Source organism: Mucilaginibacter sp., assembly GCF_039921305.1.
Classification (GTDB): domain Bacteria; phylum Bacteroidota; class Bacteroidia; order Sphingobacteriales; family Sphingobacteriaceae; genus Mucilaginibacter.
This window is the reverse complement of the sequence record NZ_JBDSCA010000041.1, coordinates 24,511-39,861: the sequence shown is the minus strand read 5'-3', so window position 1 is coordinate 39,861 and position 15,351 is coordinate 24,511. Positions and strand designations below refer to the sequence as shown.

Annotated in this window: 8 protein-coding genes; 7 read left to right on the top strand and 1 reads right to left on the bottom strand. The window is 43.6% G+C overall.

The window, feature by feature from the left end:
- Positions 1-5 precede the first annotated feature (5 nt).
- Positions 6-434: a hypothetical protein gene (locus ABIN91_RS12095; protein ID WP_348051367.1), complete on the bottom strand. Its 429-nt coding sequence runs from the start codon at positions 432-434 to the stop codon at positions 6-8.
- Between the two features lie 567 nt (positions 435-1,001).
- Here ABIN91_RS12095 and ABIN91_RS12090 point away from each other — a divergent pair.
- The 7 genes from ABIN91_RS12090 (at position 1,002) to ABIN91_RS12060 (ending at position 15,337) form a co-directional block, all read left to right on the top strand.
- A complete protein-coding gene (locus tag ABIN91_RS12090) occupies positions 1,002-1,592 on the top strand; it encodes an RNA polymerase sigma-70 factor (RefSeq protein ID WP_348051366.1) in 591 nt (196 codons plus the stop codon).
- Between the two features lie 111 nt (positions 1,593-1,703).
- Positions 1,704-2,681 carry a FecR domain-containing protein gene (locus ABIN91_RS12085; RefSeq protein ID WP_348051365.1) on the top strand — a complete coding sequence of 326 codons (978 nt, stop codon included), beginning with the start codon at positions 1,704-1,706 and terminating at the stop codon, positions 2,679-2,681.
- Between the two features lie 145 nt (positions 2,682-2,826).
- A complete protein-coding gene (locus ABIN91_RS12080; protein ID WP_348051364.1) occupies positions 2,827-6,363 on the top strand; it encodes a TonB-dependent receptor in 3,537 nt (1,178 codons plus the stop codon).
- Between the two features lie 17 nt (positions 6,364-6,380).
- On the top strand, positions 6,381-7,904 hold the full coding sequence (locus ABIN91_RS12075; RefSeq protein WP_348051363.1) for a RagB/SusD family nutrient uptake outer membrane protein: 1,524 nt from the start codon (positions 6,381-6,383) through the stop codon (positions 7,902-7,904).
- A 197-nt stretch (positions 7,905-8,101) separates the two neighbouring features.
- On the top strand, positions 8,102-11,092 hold the full coding sequence (locus tag ABIN91_RS12070; protein WP_348051362.1) for a sugar-binding domain-containing protein: 2,991 nt from the start codon (positions 8,102-8,104) through the stop codon (positions 11,090-11,092).
- Positions 11,093-11,738: 646 nt separating this feature from the next.
- Positions 11,739-14,537 carry a TonB-dependent receptor gene (locus tag ABIN91_RS12065; RefSeq protein ID WP_348051361.1) on the top strand — a complete coding sequence of 933 codons (2,799 nt, stop codon included), beginning with the start codon at positions 11,739-11,741 and terminating at the stop codon, positions 14,535-14,537.
- Positions 14,528-15,337 (top strand): DUF4249 family protein, encoded by an 810-nt coding sequence (locus ABIN91_RS12060; RefSeq protein ID WP_348051360.1) that lies wholly within the window; start codon positions 14,528-14,530, stop codon positions 15,335-15,337. The genes ABIN91_RS12065 and ABIN91_RS12060 overlap by 10 nt, the downstream gene beginning before the upstream one ends.
- Positions 15,338-15,351: the final 14 nt, after the last annotated feature.

Genomic DNA, 15,351 nt, shown 5'->3' with positions numbered 1-15,351 from the left:
TATGTTTATTTGGCTGCTGAACAAACCAAGTTATTTGTATTTATCCGCACAGTTTCGTGGTCACCTAAAAAAGGGCCTTGTTTTATCTCTATCATTTCCGAGTCTTCAAGCATTTCAAAACCATGCCCACAATTACCGACCATAACCACATCACCTTTAGAAACAATAACCTTATCGTGAAAATTATCATCTTCGTCGTAGAGATAAACAGCGACCGTTCCAGATCTGATGATCAGGGTTTCAAATGACCGGGTTATTATTTTTTCGATTTCTGTGTGTTTGTGAGCGGTTATACAATAGCCTTTCGCCCGATTCATATAGCCAATCTGTTGTGGTGAGTCTGGGCCGGTGAAAAACTTGATGCCTTCAGTTTTAAATTCCGATCGAATTATCGTAGCAAATAGTATGTCACCCTTAACAATCTGTTCGATCATAGATATTCAGTAAAAAAAATAAATATTAAACCATTTGACGATTATTCGATCTAAAGGCTTTTTCAAAAATATTAATTAAAGTTGCTTTTGACAAACAAACATTAATTAATATTTAATTTGTAGTCCGTAGGGCAATCGAACCCATTTTTGGCAACCTGTAAATCATTCAAAAGCTTTAATTGTTCTACTAAATGGTTCGAATTCTACCCACTCTGGGGAAGCCTAAAATCAATAAAAAAACCATTCTAATTTCATTTGCATAAAAACAGTGTAAAATCAATTCGTAGCTTTTACATCGTCCCGGCCCGGAATTGTCTGAATATCATAGCTATCTTGTAAATAGTTTTTCTTAAAATTGAATTCGATTTTGAACCAATAAGACATGATAAACGAATATGAGTTAAAATATACAGGATAGTGCATGACGGTCGAAAAAATGATATATATTAGTTTTAGCAATAACAGTAGCACTATAAATTACGCTATTAAGCCAATTATCAACACGACAGGAGTTTGCTCAGTCTATAAATTGAAATTTTTTGAAGCAATCCGGTCAGGATCATGTGAATGATGGATATCGAAAGAGAATCTTTACTTTTAGAACGTTTAAGCAAAGATGATCCTGATGCCTTCGAAATATTGTTTCGGGAGTACCAGGATCGGGTGTATAGCTACGCCATCAAAATTTGCCAATCCCAATCATTAGCTCAGGAAATCGTTCAAGATGTTTTCATGAAAGTTTGGATCAGTCGTGCATCTATCCGGCGGATCAGCAACTTTGGAGGATATATTAGGATCACGGCCCGTAACGAGGCATTGCAATCATTGAGATCTAAGGCACTTGCTAACAGGGTGCAGTCTGCTGTTGGTCGTGAATGGTCAGAAGTTCATAATGAAACCGAGCAGAGAATAGATTTCAAAGAAACGTACGAGGTATTACACAATGCCCTGCTAAAATTGCCTCCGCAGCAAAAATTAATCTATAAAATGTGTCATTTGGAAGGCATGAAACAACAAGATGTCGCGAACCAACTCCAAATCTCACCGCTTACCGTTAAGGCGCACCTTCGCCAGGCGGTACAGCGCATACGCAATGCTGTTGTTGTAGGATCTGCATCTATTATTTTAGTCAGCATTTGCTGCTTCTTTAAGAGCTAAATATTTTTTTTAAAAGAGACTACTCCTTTTCTGCCCGCCGATCATCATGTAATAAATGGGCGCAATATTGTTGATGCTCTGAACCAATTACTGCTGTACAATTTTTATTTTATGGAAAATAAGCGACTTTTTGACTTGTTTCAGAAGTACATCGATAAAACGTCGACACCTGATGAATATCGGGAGTTCATGACTCTTGTAGAAAAAAGTAAGGGCAAGGATCTCGAGATCTTACTCGACAGTATTAATTTTGAAGACGCTAATTATCGTTTACAAAAACCTGATTCAGACAGTATACTCGCAGAAATTCTAAATTCAGACCGCCAACCGGTAAGTAAAATAAAGCCATGGAAATGGTTTGGTTATGCGGCTGCGGCTGCCATTATCGTTGTTTCTGCGTTCGGATTAATCCTAAAAAATAACAGGATCATTGAACAATCAAAACAAACGAAGATATCTTTCAAACCGGCCGATGATCATCGGTTGATCAAGTTTAGCGACGGAAGTACGGTTGTTTTGAATAAAAACAGTTCTGTAAAATTCCCCGCAACGTTTAAAGGCATGCGACGGGAAGTTAGCCTGATTGGGGAAGGCTATTTCGATATAAAGCACGACACAAAACATCCTTTCCTTGTACACACGGGTAAGTTGACTGTAACAGTTCTGGGCACCGCATTTAATATTAAAAGTTCTAACGGGATTACGGCTGTAACGGTTACAAGAGGAAAAGTATCTGTAAGTAATGAAAGAAAGCTTCTAGGTGCTATCATACCAAATCAGCAAATTAGCTATGATGATCAAACCAAGGAGGTGCAACTATTAAAAACGGATGCCAGGCAAGCTATACAGTGGCAATCTAGCGACTTGTTTTTTGATAACGTTACGGTAAAGGAAGCGGCAGCTATTTTAGAGACCAGATTTGGTAAAAAGATAGTCTTCACAAACGAAGGAGCAAAAAGATCTGTTTTCAGCGGCGCATTCACTCATGGGGAAAATCTTAAAGATATCCTTAAAGTTGTCTGTGCCTACAACAGGGTAGATTACGAAGAAAAGGAAAACGCCATTATCATAAAAAGAAAGGAAAATTAAATCAATATAAGCCTATGAAGAGACGAATATGAATCAAAAAAAGCCCCTCTGTTTCAGCAGAGAGGCAGCTTGCTTACACGGCGCCAACCGTGAACGGCATGTTTTAATTAATTATTTGACAACCAATTTAAAACAAAACTAAATTATGATTTTTTCTGAACAACCAACAGAAAAAGTGGATGGCTATCCACGCCATTTAAAACTGAATTTGATCAGCACTTATTTAATAAAATTTATGCGGATAAGCATGTTAGCCGGCTTGATCTTTTGCACCTCTGCTCAATTAATATTGGCAGCTACCGTAAAAGCCCAAAAGCTTAATGAAGTCAGCGTAGTATTCGGCCTCAAAGATGAATCGTTATACAGCGCACTGAAAAAGATCGAAAACAATAGCCCCTTTCATTTCATCTTTACGAAAGATGAGATCAATGAAGTTAGATCACTTAACTTATCACAAAAGAAACGTAGCGTGGACGAAATTCTCAGTGTGATACTTGACAAGAGCCAATTTAGTTACAGCCAAATCGATAAGAGTATTTTAATTATAAAAATGAAGGCTCTTAATACTGCCGGGCTCGGGATAAGAGAAACCGTTATGATCACTGGAGATGTGATGGGGAGCGATAACCAGCCCATTCCCGGAGTAACGGTCAAAGAAAAAAACACGAATAACGCTACCGCTACTGATGTAAATGGTCATTTCGTACTCAAGGCAAGTGACGCTAATGGTACTTTGGTGTTCAGTTTCCTGGGCTACCTTGAAAAGGAGGTTCCGCTTGGCGGTAAGACGACTGTCAAAGTAACCATGTTGGAAGCGGCTACCAAGCTTAACGAGGTCGTCGTTGTAGGTTATGGAACACAGAAGCGGACCAATATAACCGGAGCAGTTTCCCGTATCACTGAGAAAGAAATCGAAGAGCGTCCGATAACCCGGGTTGAACAGGCCTTGCAGGGGCAGATCGCAGGTGTGTCCGTTCGTAGCAATTCAGGAACGCCAGGGGCTGACCTTACTGTAAATGTTCGTGGTGCGGCGTCCGTTTCCGGAAATACTACTCCATTGTATGTTGTGGATGGTGTACCTCTGGATAATTTGTCTGGGTTAAATCCTTCCGATATCGCGTCGATCGATGTGCTAAAAGACGCTTCCTCTTCCGCGATCTACGGAGCACGCGGTTCAAACGGCGTTGTACTTGTAACAACCAAACGCGGCAAAACCGGGGCAACAGTTATCTCACTTTCTGCTTACACCGCATTGGCCAGCGCGGAACGTAAAGTTGACGTGCTGACGCCTGATGAATGGATAGACTTTAGTAAGAAATGGCTGGATTATTCATGGACGTTAAATACCGGACAAAGCGGCAGCATAAGCCAGGCAGATCGTATCGCTTACGCCACCTCAAAAACCGGAAAGACCTATACAACACGGACCGATTTATTGGGTATACGTGCGGCATATGGTATTTATGACCCTTATTGGGGAACAAGTGCTATCGAACCCATTGACTGGCAGGACGTGATGTTTAGAAAAGCTCCGGTAAACGATGTTCAACTCAATGCTTCCGGCGCTAACGATATGGTGAATTATTCGATCTCAGGCGGCGTTTACAACCAGGACGGTATTATCGTCGGTTCAGCTTACAAACGATATTCGTTCAGAGCTAACATTGAGGCCAAACTGAGTCAGCGTGTAAAAATCGGCCTTAACTTATCGCCTTCAATTGGAACGATCACCGGCACAAGCGTTGAAGGTAATAATAATGGTATTGCACGTATGCTAAGTTTACCAGGCTGGGTACTTGCAGGCACGGGCAAAGAAGCCGGTGCACAACCTACCAAATGGTATGATGGATGGGGACCGGGACCCAATGTTGTTAGCCCTTATATCCTCGCTACAGCAAACGACCGCATCAATAAAGATACGAGGATCAACTCCGCATTTAACACCAATGTTAATATTATCAAAGGATTAGATATTAATGGTCTTGTCGGATGGAATTACAGGGGAAATTCACAAAGAACATATAGCCCGACCTGGGCCCAGCCAACTTGGGATGCCGCAACTCCAGGGCAGCTGTCCAGCGCCACTAAAACCACCTTGGCATCAAACAGCGTACTCGTTCAAGGCACGGCCACTTATAGCAAGGAAATTGGGAAACATGCAATAAACGCGTTGTTCGGCGCGTCTGAAGAAACCTATTCTGAGGAAACTACTTCACAGGGTGAAACAGGATTTCCTAATGATAAGACTTATATATTTGATCTATCCCGTGGCACGACAATTAATACCAATACAATATACGGTACCTCAAATGCTATTATCTCTTATTTTGGCCGGGTTCAGTACAGTTATAACAATAAGTATTTATTTGCTGCATCCTTAAGAAGCGACGGTTCTTCGAAGTTCGGGCCAAATAACCGCTGGGGATTGTTCCCGTCGTTATCAGCCGGTTGGATCCTGAGCGAAGAACCCATGTTTAAAAAGGTTAACTGGCTTGGAACTACAAAATTACGTTTGAGTTGGGGTCAGAACGGAAATGACAGAATAGTAAGCTCTCAATTCCTCTCCAGTATGGCTGCACTTAATTACGCGACTGGCACGAGCCAGACCAGTACCAGTGGTTTCTACGTTGGTAATATCGGCTATTCGAAATTACGTTGGGAAAAGACCGATAGTTACAATCTTGGCTTAGACATTGGACTACTTAAAGACCGGATCAGCCTTTCTGCCGACGTTTATTATAAGAACACTACTGATCTCTTACTTAATGCACCCGTTTCGTTGACCACCGGGTTTACAAATCAATACGATAATGTAGGAAGCGTTGTTAATAAAGGATTAGAGATTCAGTTGAATACGGTTAACGTAGTGGATAATAAATTCAAATGGAACACCTCTATGAACATCTCGTTCAACAGGAATACAATAACTTCGCTAACTAATGGCAACGCCGATATAAAGCTTGGTCAAGGCAATACTATTATTCAAAGGGTAGGTTATCCAATCAATTCCTACTACCTGTTACAAGCTACAGGGGTTTTACGCGCGTCCGACTTTACAACAAATTCGGGTGGCGCCTTAGTTGCTAACATACCGATCTTTACCGGACAAAAGCCAGGCGATACCAAGTATCTTGATGCGAACAATGATGGTAAGATCGACGCTAATGATTACGTGGTGGCAGGTAACTTCCAGCCCAAATTTGATTTCGGCATAACTAATACATTCACTTATAGGCACTGGGATTTATCTGTATTGTTACAAGGCCGCGTAGGCGGAGATTTACTCTCAACCGGCTCACGCTCATGGAACAGGGCCACTAATGATACGCGTTTCAACTACATGGCAAGCTGGTTGAAAGATGCTTATTGGTCGGAATCAGATCCGGGAAACGGTAAAGTACCCGCATTCTTTTCGGCTGTGACGAGCCAGTATGATACTAACTGGATGTATAGTGCAGCTTATCTCCGGATCAAAAACATCAATTTAGGTTATAACCTACCAAAAATTACTAAAGTATTCAAAACGATGCGCTTATACGCCTCTTGCGATAATGTATGGCTCTTTGACAGTTACTATCCCGGCTATTCTCCGGAGGGCGCAACCCAGGATAATCTTTCAGGAGACTGGGGTTCATATCCTTTGGCCAGAACCTTTTCACTTGGTTTAAACGTAACTTTTTAATTTAAATAAGACATACAATGAAACAATTAAATATAAAATGGATCACTGTGATCGTGCTGATGATGGCAGTATTCAGTTCCTGCAAAAAAGACATTGATATTGCACCTATAGAAAATAACACATCGAATACCTTTTATTCTAACGAGATAGAGATCAAACAAGCGATCATCGGCGTTTATGCACACCTTGCACGCAATGGAACCAATACTGATTTTGCAACAGATTATTTTTGGCTGGCATCAGAAAACAGGTCTGACTTGCTTTACATTGCAGCGGAAACTTCGGCACAGAATGATCAGCTCGATTTTCGTAAATTTTTGATCACTGCCAATTCGGGAACCGTTTCTACAAATTACGCACGACTATACCAGATCATTAAAGACGCTAATAGTTTGTTGTTCTACACTACCGAAGGGCAGTATAAAAGGTATCGTGCTGAAGCTTGCTTTTTAAGAGCCTACGCTTACTCTGAACTGGCCAGATCTTTTGGTCCAACCGCATTGATCACGAAACCAATTGAAAATGCTGAGGCAATAGCTTTACCTCGCGCACCTCTAAGCGATATTTACGCTCAAATAATCACAGACCTTCAATATGCTGCCGCTAACCTGGATAAAGTTTACACAGGCGCAGATGCTGGGCGCGTTGGTAGTTTAGCTGCGAATGCCTTGCTTGGCCAGGTTTATATAACCATGGGTGGTTATCCGTTAAACGATGCCACTGCATATGCGAAGGCAGAAACGGTTCTAACCAGCATCATTGCCGATGTAAATGCACGTTTCTCACCAACATATGCTGGATTATTTACTTTAGCTAATGAGAATAAATATGACTTGTTCTCCATTCAATTCGCATCGGGCGGACTTAATTTGGGTTCAAGTTTAGCCGGTTACGCCACCAGTACGGGCTCGTCAGGAACTCCATTTCCCGAATGGATGTATACCTCTTATACACTACAGGGACAAGATATGCGTGTAGACAGCGACCTTGTTAAAACGATGAGAACCAATAAAGATCTTCGCTTCTCTGTAAGTATTGACACGGGCTACTGGAACGGCTTGCCAAGTGTACCTACCCGAACCTTTGTAAAGAAAAACATCATTACCAAATTCCTTGAAAAGGATAACACAAATACCAGCATAAAAGCATGGAACGATCAGCCACGTAACTTCCCTATTTTGAGGGATGCAGATGCCATCTTGTTGTTGGCCGAAGCCCTGGTAAGAAATGGTAAAGCTTCTGATGCGAAACAATATGTGGATAAGATCCGCACCCGAGCGGGCTTACCGATATTAGCGGCCGCTCCAACACTCGACGACATTAAGTTGGAACGGAAATATGAGTTTATTGGCGAAGGCCGGAGATATTTTGATCTGGTTCGATATGGTGAAACCGAAGCCGTAAATACTCTGGTAGCATTTAACACGCATTACCATTCGAAACTTAACGGCCAGGCTCCAACTAAACGCGACCTGTTGATGCCGATTCCTCAAAACGAATTAAAGACCCGTTCAAACTGGTCACAAAACTTCGGTTACTAAAAATCCGTTTTATGGTAATTAAAAACACATAAAGCGACAATAAAATTTTGAGTAGCAGCATCATAATGATTATATTTTGTGTAATCTATTGTGATGCTGTTGCACAAAAGATTGTTTCTTTGAAATTCAAAAAACCCGTTGCCTGGTGCCAAGCCTATGATATAATCTGAATCGATCACTTCCTTATATTTGAAACGATGACCAACTATAAAAAAATCCCGATGACGCGCCGGTCTTTTCTTGCCACGGCTGGCATCGTAACAACGGCAGCGGCACTCTATCCAAAAACCGCGCTATTCGCTAGATCGGTAGCGGCCCAGCCACCTGTGGACGGTGCTATCTCATTAGCCGGTACCTGGCGATTTGCGCTGGACCGTACCAATGCCGGTGCTAATGCTGGTTGGTTCACTAAGCCCTTGGCTGCGGAGGCCAACATCCTATTGCCCGGTATCCTGCAAACTCAAGGCTATGGCGACGAAATAACCGCCGATACCAAGTTTGTTGCGGCGCTTCCGCGTGATATGCGCTGGTATTTGTTGCCTCAATATAAAGCTTACACAGTGCCTGGCAATGTACAGGTGCCATATCTTTCGCAGCCTGTACGCCATTATTTGGGCGTGGCCTGGTATCAACAGGATATAGAGATTAAGGCAGAGTGGGAAGGAAAACGCATTGAATTATTGCTTGAGCGGACGCGCTGGCAAACCGACGTTTATCTGGACGATAAGCTGATCGGGAGCAACCGTTCGCTTGTGGCACCGCATGAATTTGACTTAGGAATAATAAAACCGGGAAAGCACCTTCTGACTATCCGCATTGATAACAGTATGCTGAAACCGGATTACCGTCCGGATGGTCACGCAGTTTCTGATGGCGAAGGATCAACCTGGAACGGCATCGTAGGCCGCATTGAATTATCGGCCACGTCACCCGTCTGGATCGCTGATGCTCAGGTGTTCCCAAACCTCTCCGCAAAGTCGGCTCAGGTTCGCGTCACTATCGGCAACGTGACGGGCAAAGCTGGAAAGGGCACGCTATCCGCAGGGGGCGTATCCACGCCGATATCATGGAGTGAGAGTGGCGGTAAATCAGTAATCGTGGTGCCAATGCCTAATGCAAGCCATTGGTCTGAGTTCAGGCCCGAACTTCAGCATTTAACATTAACCCTTAGCGGTGATCAGGCGGACCACCAAAAACACGTTACTTTCGGCATGCGCGAGATCAAGGCTGATGGTAACTTGATTTTACTGAACGGAGAGCGATTGCAATTACGTGCCACACACGATGGCGGCGGGTTCCCGTTAACCGGCTATCCCGCGACTGATGTAACCACCTGGAAAAAGATCATTGGCATTTGCAAAGATTGGGGCCTCAATGGCATGCGCTTCCATTCCTGGTGCCCACCCGAAGCGGCATTTACTGCTGCCGACGAGCTGGGCTTCTACCTTCAGCCGGAATGTGGCATGTGGAACGCATTCGATAAAGAGGGTGCCATGTTTGCCCTCCTGAACGAAGAAACAGCCCGCCTGCTCAAGGCTTACGGTAATCATCCATCTTTGATCATGCTTGGCGCCACTAATGAACCGGCTGGCAATTACGCTAAACAACTGCCCGGATGGGACATAGCCTGGAGGGAAGCTGATTCCCGCCGTCTTTATACGGATGGACCAGGTAGGTGGGCCGCTCCGCCATCAGGTGCAGGTACACCCTTTGCCGCTGACTATTTGGTAACCGGGAGCCCTGCGCGTGGCCCGAAGGGCTGGTTCGGGTCCGATTATGAAGAGAGCTTGAACACCGTACGCCGGGGCACTACCGTTCCGTGTATCGGACATGAAATAGGCCAATACTGCGCTTATCCTGATTTTAGTATCATCGAAAAGTTTAACGGGAAACAGGCTAAATATGCGGCTTTCCCTAATGGTATAGGTTGGGGAAAAGTCCCTTATATGCAACCCGGCAATTATATTATTATGCGAGACAGTGCCAGAGCGCATGGCCTCTTAATCCAAAACAAAAGCCTTGCCCATGCTTCGGGCAAATTCCAGGTAGCTTGCTATAAGGAAGAGATCGAAGCCCTGCTGCGTACCAAATCCTATTCGGGGTATGAGTTGCTGGATCTGCATGATTATCTCGGTCAGGGCGGTGCACTCATTGGCATGCTCGACGCTTTCTGGGAAGAAAAAGGCTATGTTACCGCTGAAGAGTTTAAGCGCTTTAATAACACCACAGTTCCACTTATCCGGTTAAAAGACCGCATTTTCACAACCGATCAAAGCTTGGTATCAAGCGCTGAAGTAGCACATTACGGACCTGCACAACTAACAGGAGTGATACCCACCTGGCGAATATTGAACAACAAGGGAAAAACGATGGTGACCGGCAACCTTGCAACTTGCAATGTGGCGCGTGGCAGTGGGCAAATACTGGGGACCATTTCGGCTTCCCTCGCTAATTTGCCTGCACCAGCATGCTATTCGCTCGTTTTAGAACTTGCCGGGACCAGTTTTAGCAATCACTGGACGTTTTGGCTTTATCCTGCGGCGATCAAAACCGAAGTTCCCCCAGGGATTTTAGTTTCAAACTCCTGGGAGGAGACAAAAGATCACCTGACAAAAGGCGGTAAAGTTTTATTCCTATCGGGCACCCCAGATAAACCTTCGAGCGACTTGGCTTTAACCACTTCGCCCATCTTCTGGAACCGGCTAATGAACCCAAGCCGTACATGGATGTTAGGGCTCCTAAACGAATCCAAACACGGTGCCCTTACCGGATTCCCTACCGAAGATCATTGCGATTGGCAGTGGGTAAACTTGCTCCCAAAGACCGTAGCGATGAACATGGAAGCCTTACCACCTGTATTGACTTCGGTAGTTCAGCCGATCGACGATTGGAACCGCAACCTGCGGCTTTCGATGTTGTTTGAATGCCAGGTAGGAAACGGCAAACTAATGGTGACGTCTTTCGACCTTTCTGATAAAGGAATGGAACAAAAACCGACAGCCGAATCGCTGCGGAAATCTGTTCTCGACTATATGACTTCATCTAAATTCAAGCCGCAAAATAAAGTTGGCTTGGCTGAGCTTGAAGTTTGGGTACCAACACGCTACATTGCCCCCATTATCCTGAACTCGCCTCCTGCTACGAGTGACGTGGCAGATCCGGGGCAGGTGAACAGTGATGGGCTATGATCAAAATACCTGTTAGGGCCTTTTATTGTGCTGACAAAATTGTTTTGAGTTTTCGGGTCACAATGTATTCAAAACCTTGGGCGGGCGGCCATGCAACAGCCAAAATGGGAATTGTTGGTATGACCAAGCATCTTGCAATGGAGGGACGTGGGCAGATTATATGCTTGGGAAAACCCTGGTGGGTCGTTTACGTAAACCAGAGAAGTTGCAAATGCTACCTTGTTTCTTGCTTCACAGGGAAGTTCATTCGTAACCGGCATCGATATTATAGTCGATGGGTGGAATGGCCGTTAGTAACAGCTGTAAAAAATCTAAATATCAGATCATCCTTTAACGTAGCCTGCTCAAGGGTATAAACACCCTTTTATATCAGCTTAAATATATGATAAGATCGGACGTGAAGATTCCGCTACGTTCGCTAATAGAAAGTTTATGCTTTTCGGGATAAAGTATAGCCAGCCTGCGTTTTACATTTGAGCACGCCGTATATAATGCCATTTGAAAAGGCATTATATACTAATGTTAAAAAAGGTTAAAAACACATTAAAACACCTATAAGAAGATACTTACAAGATAAAATTCATCTAAATTTCATTTTGGGAAAAGAGTTTTACGGCAACTATCACATTTGACCGTATCGCTATTAATGAAAAGAATTCTCCCCGCCCTGGTTATATTTATTGTAATTTATGGCAACTCCGCACAAGCGCAGCAAACCAAGCAGATACTCAAAAAAACGGTGATCAGCCATTTTTTTACCTGTACCCTTAATCAGATGCTGGATACCCTATCCATGCAATATAGGCTGCCCATATTTTATGATAAGGATGCTATCCAATCCATGGATGTGAACAACCGGTTTTTTAATGAATCGTTAAGGGATGTACTCAAGTTTGTTTGCCAGGAAAACGGCCTGCAATACTGGATAGAAAACGATGGCACCATCTACATTCTGCAAAAACCGGATGACCTGCCGCATTTAAAAAATCTAAAAAACTTCCGTAAAGACATCGTATTGATCAAGGCAGCCCCGCTTGAAGCGCCAAAAGGCCCGCCCCGGCATTTTGATTTCGCGGTTATTGGCCGTGTTACCGATCAGAATACCGGTGAATCGTTACCCGGAGCTACCGTTAAAGTAAGAAATACACAGGTTAGCACACAAACCAACATCAGTGGTAATTTTACTTTGCTGAATGTACCATCAGATACAGTGGCTCTGGAAGTTTCTTTTGTGGGCTATCAGCCAGATGCTTTCAGGTTAAGTCCTAAAAATATCGACAGCACTTTAACCTTATCCCTCTTCCCATCCATGAACGCTTTGACCGAGGTGAACATTAATGGTAAAAAAACAGGCGTATTAAATACGGATAGCAAAAAAGTGAGCGTACTGCAATTAGCGCCATCGGCCTTAGATAAGCTGCCCAATATTGGCGAACGCGATGTAATGCGGGCCTTCCAATTGATGCCGGGGGTGAGCGCCACTAATGAATCATCGTCAGGCGCATATGTTCGGGGTGGTACTCCAGATCAGAATCTGGTAACTTTTGATGGGTTCACCGTTTACCAGGTTGATCACTTGTATGGCTTTTTCAGCGCTTTTAACAGCAATGCCGTGCGCGATGTAGAACTGTATAAAGGTGGTTTCTCATCCAAATACGGTGGGCGCTTATCCAGCGTGACTGTGATCACCGGTAAGGATGGCAATAAAAAAGAAACCAATATTGGTGGCGATTTGAGTTTGCTGAGTACCAATATCTATGCCGAAACACCGATAGGCACTAACTCATCGTTATTGGTTGCCGCACGGCGATCATATCAAGGGCCTTTGTATGATAAGATCTTCGGGCAATTTAACACAGCAACCGTAAACAATGCCCCACCAAGCACTGGGCCCGGAGGAGGCAGAAGGCCAGGTGGCAACCGTGGGTTTAACCAGGTTACGCCATCGTCCAGCTTTTACGATTTGAATGCTAAATATGTGTTTACGCCATCTAAACAAAACACCTTCGCGTTAAGCGTATACAACGGTTCGGACGATCTTAATAATAGTCGCGACATGACTTTACCCTCGTTTAACTCCACCAGCACTTCTACCGCGTTAAGCATTGATGATAATTCAAAATCGGGCAATACGGGCGCGAGTTTAAAGTGGACAAGCATTATAGGCCGCAAGCTTTTTGCCAATACGCTTTTTACCTATTCGGAGTTTTTTAGCGATCGTACCCGCGGAACATCAGGCTCGTATAGCGATAGCGGCCTTACCACCAAGTTTTTTAATGGGATAACGGAACATAATTTATTGCGGGATTTTAGTTTGAAATCGGATTGGGAATACCAGGCTACATCAAAAGTAAAATTGATTTACGGTGGTTATGGCTCGTTGCTGCACATTCAATATAATTATACACAGAACGACACGAGCAAATTGATCAGTCAGGATAACCGTGGGGTGATAAGCGGCGGATATACTGAACTTGAACTTGACCCAACAAGCAAGCTGCACCTGCAACCGGGTTTACGTGGCACTTATTTTAGTCCGACGGGGAAGATGTACCTTGAACCACGCTTTTCCGGGACTTACCAACTCACCAAAGAGTTTAACTTTAAGGGCGCCATCGGCCGTTTTTATCAATACACCAACCAGGTTGTGCGCGAAGATATTGTAGGCGGCGATAAAAACTTTTGGGTACTGGCCAACCAGAGCAATATCCCGGTAAGCCGGGCCGATCATTTTATCGCAGGCTTCAATTACGAAACAGATAACTTTTTATTTAACGTAGAAGCTTACTACAAAAACCTGAACGGCCTTACAGAATACTCTATCCGCCAAACCGGTGGCGGTGGTGGTGGCCGGGGGGCTTTTGGCGGTGCAACTACGGCTACTACATTAACCCAGGATTTTTATAGTGGCATCGGCTACGCGAAAGGTATCGAATTCTTATTACAGAAAAAATCGGGATCGTACACAGGTTGGATAAGCTATACTTTGGGTGAAGCCAAGAGCAAGTTTGATGCTTACGGTACGGATTATTTTTCGTCCAATCAAGATATTACAAACGAGTTTAAATCCATCAACATGTATCATTTGCAGCGATGGAGTTTTTCGGCGGTATTCATAGCCAGTACAGGGCACCCTTATACCGCGCCATTGGGTAGCTATACCTTAACGGGACTGGACGGCACTAAAACTACCTACTTATCCATCAGCGAAAAAAATGGGGAACGTTTGCCCGCCTATCACCGCTTAGATCTATCAGCAACTTATGATATATTGAAGTTTGACGGGATAAAAACCGGCAGCATTGGCCTGTCGCTTTTCAATGTATATAACCACGTAAACACCTGGTATAACGAATACTATATTCAAAGTAACCAGGTTGTAACCACAACAGTAAAATATTTAGGGTTTACGCCCAACATCACATTAAGCTTAAAATGGAAATAACAGATAAACGGGTATCGTATTTAATAATAGTTGTATGCGCTTTACTTTTCGCATCTTGCAATAAAACAGAAACAACCACCAGCCTTGCCGATTGGCCGGTTGTTATCAGTTACCTGATGCCGGGCCAACCTATTAATGTAAAGGTTTATCAGCAAAAAGATATTACCGATACCGCTACTTACGGCAGCCCAATTACCGGCTTAACCCTCACCTTATCAAACGGCACCCAAACTGTAACCTTAACGGAAAACGCCCCGGGTAACTACGCTTATAATAATTCAAGCTTTTTGGCAGCAGGTAAAACGTATAGCGTAAAATTCACGTACAACAACATGCAGGTATCGGCAAGTACATTAATGCCTGCCAAACCAGGTAATTATACAGAATCGGCAACATCATTAAACCTGCCCTTCACCATTACTACTACTCCCGGTGTTACAGAAGTACCCGCGCTCACATTAAAATGGGACAATCCGGATTCACTATACCACTTATTGGTTTTTAAGAACGACCAAGATAGTCCCTTCAATATTCACGCTTATATGAACAGCGCTGTCAATTTCACCTTAAATGCTAAACAAGCATCTTTTTATGATGTTTATTACCGCATATTTAATTACCTGGGTACCTACAGTATTATATTATACAGTGTGAATAAAGAGTATATTGACGTGTTGAGCAGCAACGCCAATACTACATCGCAAAAACTGACTAACCCGCCAACTAATGTAACCAATGGCTATGGCATATTTACAGCCATGCAGGCGGATACGGTTAGGTTAACACTTACGCAGAACTAGAATAGCACTTCAAC